The 15,971-nt window shown below is 64.1% G+C and carries 16 protein-coding genes; 9 read left to right on the top strand and 7 right to left on the bottom strand.

Going from position 1 to position 15,971, the window contains the following annotated elements; all coding sequences use genetic code 11:
• Positions 1–22: 22 nt before the first annotated feature.
• Positions 23–7,132, top strand: coding sequence for an LPD38 domain-containing protein (locus B447_RS04970; RefSeq protein WP_002937265.1), 7,110 nt, complete (start codon positions 23–25; stop codon positions 7,130–7,132).
• A gap of 35 nt (positions 7,133–7,167) precedes the next feature.
• Here the strand turns inward: B447_RS04970 and B447_RS04965 are convergent, their stop codons facing one another.
• Complete coding sequence (locus B447_RS04965; RefSeq protein WP_083491421.1) at positions 7,168–7,629, bottom strand: Arc family DNA-binding protein; 462 nt, start codon at positions 7,627–7,629, stop codon at positions 7,168–7,170.
• Between the two features lie 121 nt (positions 7,630–7,750).
• Here B447_RS04965 and B447_RS22075 point away from each other — a divergent pair, with 121 nt between their 5' ends.
• Together B447_RS22075 and B447_RS04960 are read left to right on the top strand one after the other, a co-directional pair.
• Positions 7,751–7,918, top strand: a complete 168-nt coding sequence (locus B447_RS22075; protein ID WP_083491420.1) for an Arc family DNA-binding protein — start codon at positions 7,751–7,753, stop codon at positions 7,916–7,918.
• On the top strand, positions 7,915–8,274 hold the full coding sequence (locus B447_RS04960) for an antA/AntB antirepressor family protein (RefSeq protein WP_002937260.1): 360 nt from the start codon (positions 7,915–7,917) through the stop codon (positions 8,272–8,274). Before B447_RS22075 ends, B447_RS04960 begins: the two co-directional genes overlap by 4 nt.
• Here the strand turns inward: B447_RS04960 and B447_RS22070 are convergent.
• Complete coding sequence (locus tag B447_RS22070) at positions 8,205–8,786, bottom strand: Arc family DNA-binding protein (RefSeq protein ID WP_198291748.1); 582 nt, start codon at positions 8,784–8,786, stop codon at positions 8,205–8,207. The two genes, B447_RS04960 and B447_RS22070, sit on opposite strands and share 70 nt — an antisense overlap.
• Before the next feature lie 103 nt (positions 8,787–8,889).
• Here B447_RS22070 and B447_RS22500 point away from each other — a divergent pair, with 103 nt between their 5' ends.
• The 3 genes from B447_RS22500 (at position 8,890) to B447_RS04940 (ending at position 10,404) form a co-directional block, all read left to right on the top strand.
• On the top strand, positions 8,890–9,066 hold the full coding sequence (locus B447_RS22500) for a hypothetical protein (protein ID WP_157384636.1): 177 nt from the start codon (positions 8,890–8,892) through the stop codon (positions 9,064–9,066).
• Positions 9,063–9,863 carry a phage regulatory protein/antirepressor Ant gene (locus B447_RS21755; protein ID WP_002937255.1) on the top strand — a complete coding sequence of 267 codons (801 nt, stop codon included), beginning with the start codon at positions 9,063–9,065 and terminating at the stop codon, positions 9,861–9,863. Before B447_RS22500 ends, B447_RS21755 begins: the two co-directional genes overlap by 4 nt.
• Positions 9,864–9,945: 82 nt before the next feature.
• Positions 9,946–10,404, top strand: a complete 459-nt coding sequence (locus B447_RS04940) for a hypothetical protein (protein WP_002937254.1) — start codon at positions 9,946–9,948, stop codon at positions 10,402–10,404.
• Positions 10,405–10,407: 3 nt separating this feature from the next.
• Here the strand turns inward: B447_RS04940 and B447_RS04935 are convergent, their stop codons facing one another.
• Entirely contained in the window at positions 10,408–10,560 is a 153-nt protein-coding gene (locus B447_RS04935) for a hypothetical protein (protein ID WP_157384635.1), read from the bottom strand.
• A 252-nt stretch (positions 10,561–10,812) separates the two neighbouring features.
• Between B447_RS04935 and B447_RS04930 the strand changes: the two genes are divergently transcribed.
• Genes B447_RS04930 through dnaQ form a run of 3 tightly spaced genes read left to right on the top strand, consistent with a single transcriptional unit; the run spans position 10,813 to position 12,779 of the window.
• Positions 10,813–11,541: a class I SAM-dependent methyltransferase gene (locus tag B447_RS04930; RefSeq protein WP_037982403.1), complete on the top strand. Its 729-nt coding sequence runs from the start codon at positions 10,813–10,815 to the stop codon at positions 11,539–11,541.
• A complete protein-coding gene (gene rnhA / locus B447_RS04925) occupies positions 11,541–11,999 on the top strand; it encodes a ribonuclease HI (protein WP_002929896.1) in 459 nt (152 codons plus the stop codon). The genes B447_RS04930 and rnhA overlap by 1 nt, the downstream gene beginning before the upstream one ends.
• A gap of 54 nt (positions 12,000–12,053) precedes the next feature.
• A complete protein-coding gene (gene dnaQ / locus B447_RS04920) occupies positions 12,054–12,779 on the top strand; it encodes a DNA polymerase III subunit epsilon (protein WP_002937249.1) in 726 nt (241 codons plus the stop codon).
• Positions 12,780–12,796: 17 nt separating this feature from the next.
• On the opposite strand, the gene B447_RS04915 is transcribed toward dnaQ, so the two are convergent.
• The 4 genes from B447_RS04915 to mutS form a co-directional block, all read right to left on the bottom strand.
• A complete protein-coding gene (locus B447_RS04915; protein WP_002929900.1) occupies positions 12,797–13,204 on the bottom strand; it encodes a CBS domain-containing protein in 408 nt (135 codons plus the stop codon).
• A 15-nt stretch (positions 13,205–13,219) separates the two neighbouring features.
• Positions 13,220–13,423: a (Na+)-NQR maturation NqrM gene (gene nqrM / locus B447_RS04910; RefSeq protein WP_002929903.1), complete on the bottom strand. Its 204-nt coding sequence runs from the start codon at positions 13,421–13,423 to the stop codon at positions 13,220–13,222.
• Between the two features lie 140 nt (positions 13,424–13,563).
• Positions 13,564–14,334 carry a fused MFS/spermidine synthase gene (locus tag B447_RS04905; RefSeq protein WP_002937247.1) on the bottom strand — a complete coding sequence of 257 codons (771 nt, stop codon included), beginning with the start codon at positions 14,332–14,334 and terminating at the stop codon, positions 13,564–13,566.
• Positions 14,335–14,351: 17 nt separating this feature from the next.
• A partial coding sequence (gene mutS, locus B447_RS04900; RefSeq protein ID WP_002937246.1) for a DNA mismatch repair protein MutS occupies positions 14,352–15,971 on the bottom strand: 1,620 nt, incomplete at its 5' end.

Here is a 15,971-nt window from a genome sequence, read left to right as displayed (position 1 = left end):
TTGAGTCAAGGGGCTGGATGGCATGGCAACGATTTGGGATGAGTTTGAGCTTGTGCAGACGCCTGCGCCTGCTGCGCAACAGTCAGGCGAGCGAATCGACTGGGATCAGTTCGAGCTCGTAGACGCGAAGGCTGCGCCGAAGCAGAACACCGGCCTCGCGGGCGACCTTGCGACCGACATCAAGCGCGGCGTGCAAAAGCTCCCTGGGGTGCTCACTGGCCTTGCTGACATTCCTGTAGCCGCCGTCACGGGCGAACGCTACGTGTCTCGAGCAGCGGACGCGCTAGGCGAGGCCACGGGTTTCCAGCCGGGCAAGTGGGCGGAAGCCGCTGCCAACGAGTACAGCCCGCGGCGCAAGGCTGGTGCAGAGGCGATTGAGCGCGCGTGGCAGGGCGGCGGCGCTGCGGACATTGCCGGCGCGTACCTTAGCAATCCGGGAAACATTGCCGGACTTGTGGCTGAGTCGTTGCCGTCTATGGTGGCCGGCGGCCTCGTCGGGCGTGCTGCCCTTGCCGGTGCGGCGCGCCTTGCCCCGTCTGCGGCTGCTGCGCCCCTGGCTCCGGTGATTGCCGGCGCAGGCGGCGAAGGTGCGATGATCGCCGGTCAGTCGATGGCGAACATCAGCGAAGACGTAGATGCGCGCCGCGCCGCTGCGGCTTCTGCTGGTGCGGGCCTGGTGGGTGCCGGCCTGGGCGTGGGCGGTGGCATGCTGGCCCGTCGCCTTGGCGTGATCGACCCGGAAACCGCAATCGCCGGAGGTGTCGCGGCTGCCGGCCGCGCGCCGATGGGCTTTACTCGTCGCCTGGCAGGCGGCGCAACGGCTGAAGGTCTGTTCGAGGAAATGCCGCAGAGCGTCGCCGAACAGGCTGCGCAGAACTGGGCAGAGCAGAATCCGATCGGTGAAGGCGTGGCGCGCGCAGCCGTGGAAGGCGGTATTGCTGGCGGTCTGATGGGTGCTGGCGCCAACGTGATGCCAGCCGGCCGCGCGCAGCAAACGCAGCCTCCCGCCATCGACCCGAACACCGGTCCGCTGTCGAGAGCCGCCAGTCTGGCGCAGGCGAACCAGGCTGCCATGACCGAGCGGCAGCGGATTGTCGACGAAGAGGCCGGTACCGGATCGATCGCCAGCGATCCGCATGCTGCTTGGTCCTCGGAGCAGGCGCGGCGCGCCCAAGAGCAAGCCGCTGCCGTTGCTGCCGAACGTGTCAGGGCAGCCGAGCAGGCCGCACAGCAGGATGCGGCTGAGACCGAGATTGCGGGCGCTACCGGTGTCGAAGCGCAGGCCGAGAACCTCGACTTCAATCGCTTCGTCGGCGAGCAGGCGTCGGAGCTCGAGACGCTACGGACACGCGCTGCCGATAGTGACGGACTGGAGCGGGCAGGCGTGCGCACGGACATGCGCACTGCACGTGATCAGTTGATTGCCGAAGGTGCGTTTGAGGCCGATCAGCGGGCGCAGCAGCGCGAGCAGTTCAACGCAGATGCCGTTCCGTTCGAGCGCATCCTGCCGCAGGACTACGACACTCTCAATCCGATCCGCGCAGGTGAAGGAGAGGTGTTGGACCGCGAACGCGCGCCGACGCGTGCTCTTCCTAGCCCTGATCGCGCCGAGTCCCTGCAGGCACCGGAGCCGCGCGAAGCGATCGAATTTCGTCCGCGGCCGAACGAGCCGCTGCGCGCCACGCCGGAGGGTGACGTCGGCACACGCCAGCAGTTCGACGAAATGGCCGATCTGCGCGCCACTCGACGCGAGCAGATGCGCCGCGCACGCGAACAAGCGCGCTTTGTGAGCACCGATGCCGAGGCTCGTGCCGCGCGGACAGTTCCCTACACGGAGCAGACCGCGCAGCGCGAGGCTGAGCGCTTGTCGAACGCTCGGCAGGAGCCCTTCACGGTGGTCCCGCATCCCCGGCGCGGCGATCGCTTCGCCGTGGTCCCGACACGGGCTGTCTCGCTGACCGACCAGGCGGCGACCAGCCAGACATCTGAGCCTGAGCAGCCGGTTCCGCAAACGGAAGCAGTGCGCGAATCGGACGCTGACTTGCCGGACGTGGTGACCGATGACCTTGATCCGGCAGAAGGAGAAGCCAATGGCGCAGTCCCTGGCGGTACCGATGCCGGTATGGTTGAGGCGCGCGCTGAAGAAGCAGGCGTTGTCGTGGGAGGAGGCGCAGGCGTTGCACCATCACAGCCTGATGTGTCCGCCAACGGCGACATGGAGCCCGCTGCCGGAGCGTTTGTGGCCGGCGGCGCGTCGGCTGAACCTGTTAGAGAGGCCGGCGGAGGGCGGGCTGCAGTAGCCGATGCGGCGCAGGGGCAGAGCGAAGCGGAGATCCCGAGCGCAGCGGATGTTGCTCAGACGGCCGCTGCGGCAACCGAAAGCGACGCGCAGACGACCGAGGGTGGAAATGGAGCGACAGGGGATCAGGGCGCCCGTCAGCCCGAGGCGTTCGTTTCAGCCCCAGATGGCTCCATCGACTTCGGTGAGATCACGCCGGAGATGGCGCAGGCGATGATGCTGTTCAGTCGCGGCGAAGGTGGATCGGGCCTCACCCGCGACGCCATCCGTCAGTCCATCGTTGATCGCTTCCCTGGACTCGCCAAGTCGATTGATGCCATGCTCAAGCGCGGCGACCAAGGAAAGCGCGGTGGCGTGGTTGTGGTCGAGCGCGCGGAAGACCTTGCAGGGACGTTTGCGAGCAAGACCGGGCGCACGATTGACGAGGCGCGCAATGCGCTACAGATGAGCGTCGCCCTGGGCCGCCGCATGGATCAGGCCGGAGTCAGTCGGCTGCGACGCGTTGTCCAGTCATTCGTCGACAACAAGCCGTTCTCTGGAGAGTGGATCAAGTTCGGACCAACGCCCGCGGTTCTCCAAATGGCTGGCGCCCAACCCCTGCCAGTTGAAATGGATCCGAAGAAACTAGCTGATGCAGCCAAGCCAGGAAGGAAGCACAGCCTCTCGGAGGACGCCATCGTAGGCGCTGTTGAGCATCTTGGTGACCCGATTGCGGTTATCGAGTCTCGCACCGAGTCGGGGGCGCTCGTTGTACTGACGGAAGTGCTCGATAAGGGCCGCCCTGTCGTTGTCGCCGTCCATCTAGAGCCTGACGGCATGAAATACTCGCTGAACAAGATTGCCAGCATTCATGCCCGGGACAACATTCTTGGGACAATTGCCGCGACGATCCGTGACGGCAAGAAGGTTCTGTATGTGAACGAACAAAAACGCCAGCAATTTGCATCGGAGACCGGGCTACAGTTGCCCCTAGGTGCATCCGATCTTGCTGGCGTTGGTTACAAGGTACTCAACGAAAATGATCTCGTCAAGCACGAGACATCTTCGCCTGTCAGGTTCAGCGAAGGCGGCGACATTCAAGGCTTCTTCGACCCGAAGTCCGGCCTGACCTTCATGGTGGCGCCGAACCTCACTGCCGAGACGGCGCCGGCCGTGCTGCTGCACGAGGCAACCCATGGCAAGCAGCGCGGCGAGATCGACCGCAAGGCGCTGAAGCTGATCGAGAACCGCAGCACGCGCGCCAAGCCGCTGCGTGACTTCTTGGGGCGCGTGTCGCAGCGCATGGAAGATGCAGGCGAGTCCGGCAATTCAGCGGAGGCCGCATCCTACGTTGTGGAGCAGGCGGTGACCGAAGGTCGCCAGGCTGGCTTCAGTGCGGTGGACGGCAAGTTGCTGAACTGGGTCGACATGAGGCTCGGAAAACCGGTTGGCGACATCGTTCGCGGGTTCGTGGCGATGATCCGCGCGTGGGCGCTTCGCAACGGCTTCAGCTTCACGCCGACCGTGGATGACCTGGTTGCGATCGCACAGGCGAACGTGCGTGCGATGGCTCGCGGTGACGTGGCTGCCAGCGCGGCCGGTGCTGATGGTGGCTTCAGCGTTGCACCCAAGACCGACAGCAAGGCGTTTCGAAACTGGTTCGGCAAGAGCAAGATCCGAAGGGCGGACGGCTCGCCGATCGTGGTGATGCACGGCTCGCCGGCGCGCTTCGACGCTTTCGACAACTCCAAACTGGCCGGAGCTTCTACTCACACCTCAGCAGGCCTTGGCCACTTCTTTACGCGCGGCCAGGCAACGGCGGAGCGGTATGCAGACGGCGGCACGATCTATCGTGGCTACCTGAGGATGGAGCGCCCCTACACGATGCAGCTCGAGGAGGCACAGAGCTTCGAGAGCGTGGAGGATTCCGCCAAGCGCCGGCAGGAGCTGAAGCGTCAGGGGTACGACGGCGTCGCGATGCTCGACGATCAGGGCAAGCTGTGGGCGCTTGTCGCCTTCGAGCCGACCCAGTTCAAGACGACCGACAACGTTGGCTCGTTCAGCCCTGACGATCCGCGGATGCGATTCAGCCGGATGGCACGCTCGCCCTCGACCATCGCCGCGGCGTGGCAGGCGCCGGAGCCGTCGAAGATGGACAGCCTCATCTATACCCTGCAGAACAAGCAGGTCGACCTGAAGCGCGTGGTCGACGCGGTGAAAGCGCAGGTTGGGGAGATCGAGGATCAGTGGAACCCGTACCTGCAGGAGGAGCTGTTCCACGGCCGTAGCGCAAAAGGCGTGCGCGACTTCCTGGCGCATGAGATGCGTCCGCTCCTGACGCAGATGCGGCGCAGCAGCGTGGACATGGGCGAGCTTGAACGCTACCTGCACGCGCGGCACGCCCCTGAGGCGAACGCGCACATTGCCAAGATCAACCCGAACGAGCCTGACCTTCAGGATGGGGGCTCAGGGATGACCAACCAGGAGGCCGCCAGCCACTTGGCAGGCATCGCCCCCGATCGGCGCCGAGTGCTCGATACGCTTGCAAGGCAGGTGGATGCCATCAACGCGAAAACGCGCCAGCTCATGGTCGATTCGGGCCTGGAGACCGCCGAGACGATCCAGGCCTGGGAGGCGGCGTATCAGCACTACGTGCCCCTGCAGCGTGAGGATGTGGAATCTGGCGGACTAGGGGTCGGGCAAGGCTACTCAGTCCGCGGGCCAGCCTCGAAGCGCCGGACTGGGAGCAAGAAGGCGGTCATCGACATCCTGGCCAACATCGCCTTGCAGCGCGAGCGCACGATTGTGCGCGCCGAGAAGAATCGTGTGGCTCAGGCGAACTACGCGCTTGCGATCAAGGCGCCGAACACAGACTTCTGGATGCCGGTCAATCCCGACGAGGCGAAAGCCTACACACCCGCGCAGCAGACCCGCATGGTTGCCGAGCTGGTCGGGATGGGGCTGGACCCAGCCGATGCCGAGAACTTCGTGAAGGAGCCCGTACAGCGCTACGTGGATCCGCGTACCGGCTTGGTTGCAGAACGGATCAACCCAGCGCTGCGCGGCGCAGACAACGTGCTATCCCTGCGGATCGACGGCAAGGACCGGTATGTGTTCTTCAACCGCAAGGATGAGCGCGCACAGCGCATGGTGCATGCGCTGAAGAACCTGGACGCCGACCAGCTGGGGCACGTCTTCGGCGTGCTGGCGAAGCTGACACGCTTCTTCGCTGCGGTGAATACGCAGTGGAACCCCGTCTTCGGTGTGGTGAACCTGACTCGAGACACGCAGGCGGCGCTTCTGCAACTCTCGACCACGCCGATTCGCGGCTCTGAAAAAGCGGTGCTGAAGAACGTGCTGCCGGCGATGCGCGGCATCTACGCGGCGCTGCGTGCCGAACGGGAAGGGGAGGCGCTACCGAACTCGCCGTGGGCGCAGGCTTTCGACGAGTTCCGCAACGAAGGCGGGCAGACTGGTTACCGGGATATGTTCTCGAACAGCCAGGAGCGAGCCGATGCGCTCGCCAAGGAGCTGAACCCCGAAGGCTGGATGGAAAGCCCGCTCGGCAAGGTCTTCACTGCGAACGGCGTGCTGCGCGTGCCGATGGCGCGGGCCCAGAAGATGGCAGGCGGGCTCTTCAACTGGTTGTCCGACTACAACGACACCTTGGAGAATGCAGTGCGCCTCTCGGCCTACATGGAGGCGAAGGCGAAAGGGCTGTCGAATGCGCAGGCAGCCAGCATCGCGAAAAACCTGACGGTGAACTTCAACCGCAAGGGCCAGATCGCCACGCAGGCGGGCGCGCTGTACGCCTTCTTCAACGCTGCGATGCAGGGCACAACCCGGATGCTGCAGACCCTGAAGGGCCCAGCGGGTCGCAAGATCATCCTCGGCGGGCTGACACTGGGGGCACTGCAGGCGGTCACCTTGGCAGCCGCAGGGTTCGATGACGATGAGCCGCCTGAATTTGTGCGCGAGCGCTCGATCGTGGTCCCGCTCGGTGATGGCAAGTACGCATCGATCCCGATGCCGCTCGGCTTCCACGTAATCCCGAGCACGAGCCGCATCCTCACCGAGTGGGCGCTCTCGGGGTTCCGCGACACGACCAAGCGGTTCGGCGACTTCGCTGCGCTCTTCGCGGATACATTCAACCCGATCGGGAACGCAGGCTGGAGCATGCAGACCCTTGCGCCGACGGCGCTCGATCCGCTCGCAGCACTATCCGAAAATCGAGACTGGACCGGTAAGCCGATCGCGCAAGAGGACTTCAACAGCCTGCGACCGACGCCCGGGTTTTCTCGCGCGAAGGATACGGCCAGCGAGATTTCGAAGGCGCTCGCGTACTGGATCAACCTTGCGTCGGGTGGCACCGACTACAAGCCCGGGATCTTTAGCCCGACGCCGGACCAGATCGACTATCTTATCGGCCAGATCACGGGCGGTGTTGGCCGCGAGTACCTGAAGACGGAGCAGACCGCGATGAGCCTCTGGACGGGCGAGGAACTCCCGCCGCACAAGATCCCGCTGCTGGGGCGCTTCTACGGCGATACCTCCGGGCAGTCGAGTGAGGCGACGCGCTTCTACAACAACCTGCGCGAGATCAACCTGCACCGGGCAGAGATCGAGGGGCGCCGGAAGGATGGCGGAGACGTGCAGGGGTACTTGCGGGACAACCCAGCTGCACGCATCGGGATGGCTGGCCCGATACAGGTGGAGGGCCAGGTGCGAAAGCTGCGTGAGGCGAAGCGGATCGCCGTGGAGCAGGGCGATACCGCACGTGTCCGCGTGATCGATGAACAGATCACGATGGCCATGCGTCGATTCAACGAGCGGGTGTCGGCGGCGGCGCAGTGACCATCACCTGGGGTCAGCGAGAACTGCCGGAGCCGTCATGGGTCCGGCCTGTTCTTGGCGCGGCGGTGCTTCGTGATCTCCAGATCGTCCGGTGTGAGTGGGGCCGACATCAGGTCGCGCAGCAGCTTCTCCGGAGAAACGTTTGTACGCTCAGCCTTCCGGCGAAGCCACTCCGCCGCGGGGCCGCTCAGCTTGAGCGTTGAGCCGTCTTCGTCGTCGACCACGTCCGCAAACGGGCGCATCTCTTCGTCGATCTTCTGAAGCACAACCTCTGATACCGCCGCAGCAACCGCGTCGATGAAGGCCTTGCCGCCAAGGCCGTACTTCTCCGCGATCTTCAGCGCGGGGATTTCGGGCTGCTCGAAGCTCGCGGCCAGGCGGGCGGTGATCTCGCTGTTCAGGCTGCGGCCGTTTTCCTTGGCTGCATCGGCCACCCTCGCTTTCAGGTCATCAGGTAGGCGTAGCGGGTACGCCTGGGCTTGGTGTCTATCGCTCATGCCGAGATTGTGGACATCGCTGCGTATCTTTTCAAAAGATTCTTCTTGACATCCACATTGCGTAGATTCTAATCTTCATCCACGTAACGTCGTATCACATCACGTAGGAGCGAAAGAAGCCATGAAGAAAGCGCAGCAAATCAGCCCGACTCCTGTTCGGGTTCCGCCTGACCTGAAGCGCTGGTTGCAGCACAGCGCGATCGAGAACCATCGTTCTTTGAACAGCGAGATCCTTCACCGCCTGGAGAAGTCCCGCATTCACGAAGAAGCAAAGGAGGCACGGCAATGAACCAGCTCATCAAGATCGAGCCCCGCGAGTTGGCAGGCGCTACCGTACAGACCTGCAACGCCCGCGACCTGTGGCAGTTCGTCGAGAGCAGGCAGGAGTTCGCCAACTGGATCAAGGGCCGCATCGAGAAGTATGGCTTCGCCGAGGGCGAGGACTACACGGTTGATAGATTTATCAACGGTCGCGCCACCACCATCGACTACCACCTGACCATCGAGATGGCGAAGGAGCTGGCGATGGTCGAGAACAACGAGAAGGGACGGCAGGTGCGCCGCCTTGGGGGCAATCACGCCCCGCCCTCCTCGCGCGAAGGACGCCGGACACTGAGCCTGCGCGTCGGTGCGGCCCGCGCTTGAGTATTTCGCTCGTCCATCAGCCGCGCAGTCATCTTGACATCTTCGAGCAGCCGAGCCGTGTTCTCGACAAACGCTCTAAGGTCGCTGCCGTCGGGCAAGTCACCCCAACGCGGAAAGGGTTTGTTGATGACGCTGTCGGCAGCCGCTTCGGCCGCATCCGCGGCTATCGCACTGCGTAGATCGGCCGGGACGTTGTTGGCCAGGGTCTTCAGCGAGATCGCGACGATCGAGGCAAGAGCGGATTCGGTTGCGAGTGACTGTTGAGCGTCGCGCAGTCGCGTCTCCAGGTGCGAGATCTTCTCGTGGAGGGCTCCAGCGTCCGCGGGCTGCTCGAGGGTCTGCTGCAGGCGGGCGATGATCTCCGCGTTCATCGAGCGGCCGTTCGCGTGCGCAGCCTCCTTCAGACGGTCTCGCATACCGTCCGGGAAGCGGACGATGTACTTGTCTTCATCTTGACGAGGGCGCGGTCTTTCGGTGGTTCCCATAGGTTTATGGTAATGGCAGAGAGCCATAAAAACAATTGATGGCTATGAGCCATGATTCCGCTTGTGCTATGTGGCTATGAGCCATAATATTCGCTTCATGGCTACTAGCCATGTGACACAGGAGAAATTCATGGTTGCAGCAAGTAAGGAAGCGGACCGCTACATCCTGCGGTTCGAACAGCCCGGCCACCGTTCGCGGCTGAAGGAGATGGCGGCGCGCGAGAAGCGCAGTCTCAACAAGCAACTGCTGATTCTCATCGAAAAGGGAGAAGAGGCGGTGAAGAAGGAAAGGGAGGCCCGGCAATGAACGCCCTCGTCACCATCACCGACGGCCAGGCCGTCACCACGACCTTCGCGATTGCTGAGGGCACCGATGTTGAGCACAAGGCAGTGATCCAGCTCGCCCGCACCTATCTGCCTGATCTGGAAGAGTTCGGAAGGGTCACATTTGAAATGCGACCCTTTGAAACCGCCGGTGGCATCCAGCGTCGCGAGGTCGCAATCCTCAACGAGCAGCAATCCACGCTGCTGCTGACCTACATGCGCAACAGCGACATCGTGCGGGCTTTCAAGAAGCGGCTGGTCAAGGAGTTCTGGCAGATGGCCGAGAGGTTGCGCGGCCAACCGGCCCAATATCCCGCCAGCCTCTCCCGCCTGCAGCTGATCGAACTGGCAATGCAGGCCGAGCAGGAGCGGCTGGACTTGGAGGTGAAGGCGACCGCACTGGAAGAGAAGGTCGCGGAGCAGGCGCCGAAGGTCGAGGCCCTTGACCGGATCACCATTGCCGACGGACGGCTCAACCTGACCAACGCGGCAAAGAATCTCGATGTTCAGCCGCGCCGGCTCACGGAATGGATGATCGAGAACAAGTGGATCTATCGCCGCGTCGGCGGGAGCGGGCTTGTGGCCTATCAGGACAAGATCCAGGCCGGCTACCTCACGCACAAGATCTATGTTGCCACCCGCGATGACGGGTCTGAGAAGACCTGCGAACAGGTGATGGTGCTGCCGAAGGGGCTGGCAAAGCTGTCCATGATGGTTCCGCCGATGAACGGAAAGCGCCCGCCTTCGATTGGAGGCCAGGACTCCAGGCCGCACGCATGACCTACCCCACAAACGGAAGCGCCCCAGCGATAGCAGTCGCTGAGGCGCGGATTGCGAAACCCCTCTAAGCAAAGGAATTCACATGGGAACGTATAGCCTAGAAGTGCCCGAGGCGCAAGCGCCGCGCCGTCAATCGATTCGGCAAATCGCCGCCCATGCGCTGCGCCAGACGAAGCGCTTGGGTGACGGAGATATGGTTCTAACCTGGATTGCCGGTGAGACGATCGGAAAAACGCTGGCCGCAGTCATGATGGGGAGGCTCGTCGAACCGGATCAGGCTCGCTGGGAGATCGACTTCGCCGCGCTAATCGAGTATCTGCTCGATGTTCCGGAGGTCTCGCAGACACCGGATCATCGAGCACGTCGCGCCCTGGTCGCCGAGCTGTGCACGGAGCTCGAGAAGGTCCTTCGCTGGGCGCACGAGCGCAAGATGATTGACCTTCCGCATGATGAGCGAGCGGCGATGACTTGCGCCGTCAAGCAGGCGGGCGGACAGGTGCAAAAGTGGAGGGCTTGGCGCGAGAGCTTTTCAATGGCTTGAGGCCTATCGGAAGAATCCGGAGACGAGCGCCCACAGGGCCGAGAGCGCCATGCATGCCCACACGAGGGCGAGCAGGGTCTTAATGCCTTCCCACGGCAGATAGATGATCAGCGCGAAGAAGCCAATGAAGAGCAGTGTGAGGAGGAAGAATGCCATGCACGCTTTATAGCAGAGGCGGAGCACTTGAACGTATTGCGATCAGGGGCGTGGCGAGCTAGTCCCGCTCGCCGGCCACCTCATGCATGTCTAAAACTAGCCGAATGCATCGCGTAGAATCTGGGGTACAGCAGCACTATTCAGCCGAAAAGTATTTGACGGCGAAACGCTGAAACCTTGTAACCACAAGGGGTGCAGCCCTGTTTGATAGGTACAATGTTCATCCCCCGAATTTTGAGGACCTGAGTGGCGATGTCAATGCTCGACCTCAAGGATTGGCTGCACACCCCCCAGGGGCACTACCTTCTGACTTGGGAGCAGGACGTCCTGGACAGCATGGTCGCGGACATCTTCGGCTACAACGCTGTCCAGATCGGTCTGCCCGGTTTTGACCTGCTGCGGGCCAATCGCATGCCGCATCGTTTTACCTGTGCACGTGCCCCCGGCGGCGATGCGATGGCAAACGAATTCGAACTGCCATTCGCGTCGGCAAGCGTGGATCTTGTGCTGTTGCCGCACGTGCTCGAATTCTCTGCTCACCCGCATCGGGTTTTGCGCGAGGTTGAGCGTGTGCTTGTCGCCGAAGGCAGCGTGGTGATTAGCGGTCTGAGTCCGTTGAGCCTGTGGGGTGTGCGCCGCCTGCTCGCAGGACGTGGCTCGAAACCGCCCTGGTGCGGGCAGTACCGCACGGTAATGCGGATCCGTGACTGGATGAGTCTGCTCGGTTTCGAGGTGCAGGGCAGCCGTTTCGGTTGCCATGCGCCGCCGGTGAGCAGCGAGCGCTGGCTGCAGCGCTGGCAGTTCCTGGACCGGGCGGGGGCGCGGTGGTGGCCGGTGCTGGGCGCCGCCTATCTATTGCACGGGGTGAAGCGGGTGCAGGGAATGCGCCTGATCACGCCTCACTGGCGCGAGCACAAGTCGGCTTCTAAACGATTGTCTCCGGTCGCTCAGCGCGATGCCGGAGCGAGGACAACGCAGTAATGGAAGAAGTGGATATCTACACGGACGGGGCCTGCAGCGGCAATCCGGGGCCAGGCGGCTGGGGCGCAATCCTGCGCGCTGGCGCGCATGAGAAGGAACTGTGGGGCGGCGAGCCAGCCACCACCAATAACCGGATGGAACTACTCGCAGTGATCCGGGCGCTCGAGGCGCTCAAACGCCCGGTATCGGCCCGCGTGCATACAGACAGCCAGTATGTGCAGAAGGGCATCTCCGAGTGGATCCACGGCTGGAAGGCGCGCGGCTGGAAGACGGCATCGAAGGAGCCGGTCAAGAATGCGGACCTCTGGCGGGCGCTTGACGAGGCCGCTGCCCGCCATCAGGTGAAGTGGCTCTGGGTGCGCGGACACTCCGGCCACCCGGAGAACGAACGCGCCGATGCGCTGGCGCGCCAAGGCGTGGATGCCGTGCGCAAGGCGGGCGGGGCCGTGCACGGCTGACGCTCCCCTTCATCGACAACTCATGACGCGGCCGCAGGCCGCCAGGAATCAAAGATGCGACAGATCATGCTCGATACCGAAACCACCGGCCTGGATTGGCGCAACGGTGACCGGGTAATCGAGATCGGCTGCGTCGAGCTGCTCAACCGCAGCCTGACCGGTCGCCATTTCCATGTGTATATCAATCCCGGCCGCAGCATCGATGCCGAGGCCGTCGCGGTACACGGCATTACTGAAGAGTTTCTCGCCGACAAGCCGCGCTTTGCCGAGATCGTCGATGACTTCGAGGCCTTCGTGCGTGACGCTGAGCTGGTGATCCACAACGCGAGCTTCGACGTCGGCTTTCTCGACAACGAACTGCAGTTGCTTGGGCGCGGCCGGCTCGACACCCTGTGCGCTGGGGTGATCGACACGCTGCGCATGGCCAAGGAGCAGAATCCAGGAAAGAAGGCTTCGCTGGATGCCTTGTGCGACCGCTACGAAATCGACAACGGCCATCGCGAATTGCACGGCGCCTTGCTGGACGCGGAGCTGCTGGCAGAAGTCTATCTGGCGATGACGCGTGGCCAGGAGAGCCTGATGATAGGCCTCGACGACGAGCCACTCCCGGGCGCTGCCGATGACGGCGCGGCTCCGCGCGAGCGCGCCAGCATCGTCGTCGTGCGCGCCGATGCTGCTGAGCTTGGCGCGCATGAGGCGATGCTGGCCGACATCGCCAAGGCAAACAAGGGGCTCTGCCTGTGGTTGCCGCCCGCACAGGAGCCCCCCGCGCCGGGCTGAGCCCGGCCCGTGGAGTCTCAGTGACCGTCGCGGCGCAGTTGCTCCAGTCCCTTGAGGATGTCGCTACGGGAAATCTGGCCGATCAGGCGCGAACCCTCGACCACGGGCAGGCAGCGGCAGGGTTCGCCAAGGAACATCTCGATGGCGTCGATCACGCTTGCGTCGCTCGAGATGGCAACGACGTCCTTGCTCATGAACTCCTGCACCGTGCCTGCTTCGCGGCGGAAGTAGGAAGCGTCGAGCGCCGCCTTGAGGCAGTCCTTTTCGGAAAGAAAACCGATCAGACGGTTGTTCTCGTCAACCACCGGAGCGCCGCTCAAGCGGTGCTCGAGCAAGGTATGGACCGCTTTCAACAGGTCGGTGTGGGCGCCGAAGGCGAGGTGATCGCCGATCATGTAATCCTTGACGAGCAGGGAACTGAGCATGGTGTCTCCCGGGTCTTAATGTTGTTGTTCGGCCTTGGCGGCCTCCATGCGGGCCTGGCGCTTGGAGCACGGCTTCTTGCAGCCGAACTCGCAATCCAGTCCGAGTGAGCCGATGCCGCCACAGCTGCCGGCGATCGGCTTGCGTCCGAACATGACGCCGATCGCCATTGCGGCGATGACGATGGCGACGACGATCAGGGTGATCAGAAAGGTGCTCATGTTGATGCTGACTCCATCTTGCGGGCTCGCTGCGAGCCCCGTTCACACCCGAAGAATACCGCGCGCGGGTGAGTTCTGACTATTCCGAGCGCGGGCATCTGCGGTTCTGATCCAGGTCGCGACGCTCGGTTCCGTAGCAATCAAAGTTCGACGCGCCCTCCCGGCAGCGTCCCCGACTGCTCCAGTCGCGTAACCGTGGGGCCAAGATCCAGTCCGGTGCGGGCTTTGAGCCAGCCCGCGCGTTCGCGCAGTTCGGCCACGCTGCGCTCGATCGGCTCGCCTGCGGCACCATAGGCGACGACGTTGCCGCTGTCGCAGGACGGAAAGGCGAGGCAGCGGGCGTCGAATGCGCGGTTGATGCGCTCCAGCGCTGCCTTGTAGCCGCGGGCGCGGCCGAACAGGTTTACCGCCATCAAGCCCTGTTCAGACAGGCGTGAACGCACCGCCTCGTGGAACGCCTGGGTATCGAGCACGCCAGCGCGCGCATTGCGGTCGAAGCCATCGACGAGGACGTAGTCCCATTTCTGCTCGCGCTCGAGCACATACTGAGCGCCACAGCCGACATGGATCGAAAAGCGTATGTCTTCGGGCGGCAGACGGAAGAACTGGCGCGCGGCGGCGACCACGGCCGGTGCGATCTCAACCACCTGAATGCGCGCCAGGGGCAAGGTGTGAAATACGTACTTGGCAAGCGAGGCTGCGCCCAGGCCGATGATGAGGACGCGTCGCGGCCAGCTCGCACCATCCTCGGCGAGACCGTCGCGCAGCAGCAGCCCAGCCATCATTTCGCGTGTGTATGCGAGTTCGAGCGCATTGGGCTTGCGGATGCGCATCGCACCCTGGACCCATTCCGAGCCGAAGTGCAGGTAGCGCACGCCGGCCTCTTCCGAGACTTCGATAGGTGGGTTCATGTGTGCCTCTGTGCGCCTCAGCTAGCGGCCAGGCGCTTGAGGGCGTAGAGGCGCTCAAGTGCCTCGCGCGGGCTCAGCGCGTCGGGGTCGATATCGGCAAGTTCGCTCAGCACCGGGTGTGACATCGGTACGTCCTGTTCGGGCTCGGGTAGCGACGTGAACAGGTCAGCCTGGGGGCCGCTATCCACGGCCTGGTTCTCGAGCATGCGCAGCCTGCGCTTGGCGTCGCGGATGACGGCTGCGGGAATGCCGGCAAGCGCGGCAACCTCGATCCCGTAGCTCTGGCTCGCCGGCCCCTCCTCGAGCGCGTGCAGGAACACGATACGGTGACCGTGCTCGACGGCATCCAGGTGCACGTTGGCGCACTCGGGGTAATCGAGGTTGAGGCGGGTGAGTTCGAAGTAATGGGTCGCGAACAGGCTCAGGCTGCGGTTTTTCTCGAGCAGGTGGCGGGCGATCGAGAAGGCCAGCGCCAGGCCGTCGAAGGTGGAGGTGCCGCGACCGATTTCGTCCATCAGCACCAGGCTGTGTTCCGTCGCGCCATGCAGGATGGCGGCGGCCTCGGTCATCTCGACCATGAAGGTGGAGCGCCCCGAGGCGAGGTCGTCCGAGGCGCCGATGCGGGTGAAGATGGCGTCGAGCGGGCCGAGCGTGGCGGACTGCGCAGGCACGAAGCTGCCGACATGGGCGAGCAGGCTTATGAGTGCCACCTGGCGCATGAAGGTCGATTTGCCGCCCATGTTGGGGCCGGTGATCATCAGCATGCGTCGCGTCGGCGACAGCCGCGCGTCGTTGCGGATGAAGTCGTCCACCTGGCGCTCGACCACCGGATGGCGGCCGCCGACGATGTCGAGCCCCGGCGTGTCCACGAAACTCGGCTGCACGTAGGCATGGCGCAGTGCGGCATCGGCGAAGGCCGCGAGCGCATCGAGCGTGGCAAGTGCGCGGGCGATGCGCTGCAGGCTGGAGATGTGCGCGGCCAGGGCGTCGAGGATGGTGTCGTAGAGCAGTTTTTCGCGCGCCAGCGCGCGCTCCTGCGCCGACAGGGCCTTGTCCTCGAAGGCCTTCAGCTCGGGGGTGATGTAGCGCTCGGCGTTCTTCAGCGTCTGGCGGCGGCGATAGTCGTCCGGCACCTTGTCGGCGTTGGTGCGGCTGACCTCGATGTAGAAGCCATGCACCCTGTTGAACTCGACCTTGAGACCGCTGATGCCGGTGCGCTCGCGCTCCCGCGTTTCGAGCGCGAGCAGGAACTCGCCGCAGTTGGTCTGGATGGCGCGCAACTCGTCGAGCTCGGCATCGTAGCCGGACGCGATCACGCCGCCGTCACGCACCATGGCTGCAGGCTCATCGGCGATGGCCTGGCGCAGCAGGGCGAGCGGCTCGGGGGCGATGTCGAGCGCAGCGCGAATTTCGAGCAGCAGCGCTGCTTCGCACGCGTGAAGCGCGCTGTCCAGTTCGGGCAGGCGCGCGAGACTGTCGCGCAGCGCCGAGAGGTCGCGCGGGCGCGCGCTGCGCAAGGCGATGCGGGCGGTGATGCGGTCGACGTCCGCGACGCCGCGCAGCGCGCCGCGCACGTTGGCCGCCCGCCGCCCGTCACGGCTGTCGATGCCGTAGGCGGCGGCCTCGCCGATGAGTTC

It is taken from the genome of Thauera sp. 27 (assembly GCF_000310125.2).
Classification (GTDB): domain Bacteria; phylum Pseudomonadota; class Gammaproteobacteria; order Burkholderiales; family Rhodocyclaceae; genus Thauera; species Thauera mechernichensis.
Note: the sequence above shows the minus strand (reverse complement) of the source record. Positions and strands in the feature narration are given on the sequence as shown.

Excerpts from the sequence above, each read along its gene's own strand:
- B447_RS04935 (WP_157384635.1), bottom strand. The coding sequence starts at position 10,560 with ATGGCATTCTTCCTCCTCACACTGCTCTTCATTGGCTTCTTCGCGCTG.
- nqrM (WP_002929903.1), bottom strand. The coding sequence starts at position 13,423 with ATGAGCACCTTTCTGATCACCCTGATCGTCGTCGCCATCGTCATCGCC.
- rnhA (WP_002929896.1), top strand. The coding sequence starts at position 11,541 with ATGGAAGAAGTGGATATCTACACGGACGGGGCCTGCAGCGGCAATCCG.
- B447_RS22500 (WP_157384636.1), top strand. The coding sequence starts at position 8,890 with ATGGTTGCAGCAAGTAAGGAAGCGGACCGCTACATCCTGCGGTTCGAA.
- B447_RS04905 (WP_002937247.1), bottom strand. The coding sequence starts at position 14,334 with ATGAACCCACCTATCGAAGTCTCGGAAGAGGCCGGCGTGCGCTACCTG.
- B447_RS04960 (WP_002937260.1), top strand. The coding sequence starts at position 7,915 with ATGAACCAGCTCATCAAGATCGAGCCCCGCGAGTTGGCAGGCGCTACC.
- B447_RS04930 (WP_037982403.1), top strand. The coding sequence starts at position 10,813 with ATGTCAATGCTCGACCTCAAGGATTGGCTGCACACCCCCCAGGGGCAC.
- B447_RS22075 (WP_083491420.1), top strand. The coding sequence starts at position 7,751 with ATGAAGAAAGCGCAGCAAATCAGCCCGACTCCTGTTCGGGTTCCGCCT.
- dnaQ (WP_002937249.1), top strand. The coding sequence starts at position 12,054 with ATGCGACAGATCATGCTCGATACCGAAACCACCGGCCTGGATTGGCGC.
- B447_RS04940 (WP_002937254.1), top strand. The coding sequence starts at position 9,946 with ATGGGAACGTATAGCCTAGAAGTGCCCGAGGCGCAAGCGCCGCGCCGT.
- B447_RS04970 (WP_002937265.1), top strand. The coding sequence starts at position 23 with ATGGCAACGATTTGGGATGAGTTTGAGCTTGTGCAGACGCCTGCGCCT.
- B447_RS04965 (WP_083491421.1), bottom strand. The coding sequence starts at position 7,629 with ATGAGCGATAGACACCAAGCCCAGGCGTACCCGCTACGCCTACCTGAT.
- B447_RS21755 (WP_002937255.1), top strand. The coding sequence starts at position 9,063 with ATGAACGCCCTCGTCACCATCACCGACGGCCAGGCCGTCACCACGACC.
- B447_RS22070 (WP_198291748.1), bottom strand. The coding sequence starts at position 8,786 with ATGGCTCTCTGCCATTACCATAAACCTATGGGAACCACCGAAAGACCG.
- B447_RS04915 (WP_002929900.1), bottom strand. The coding sequence starts at position 13,204 with ATGCTCAGTTCCCTGCTCGTCAAGGATTACATGATCGGCGATCACCTC.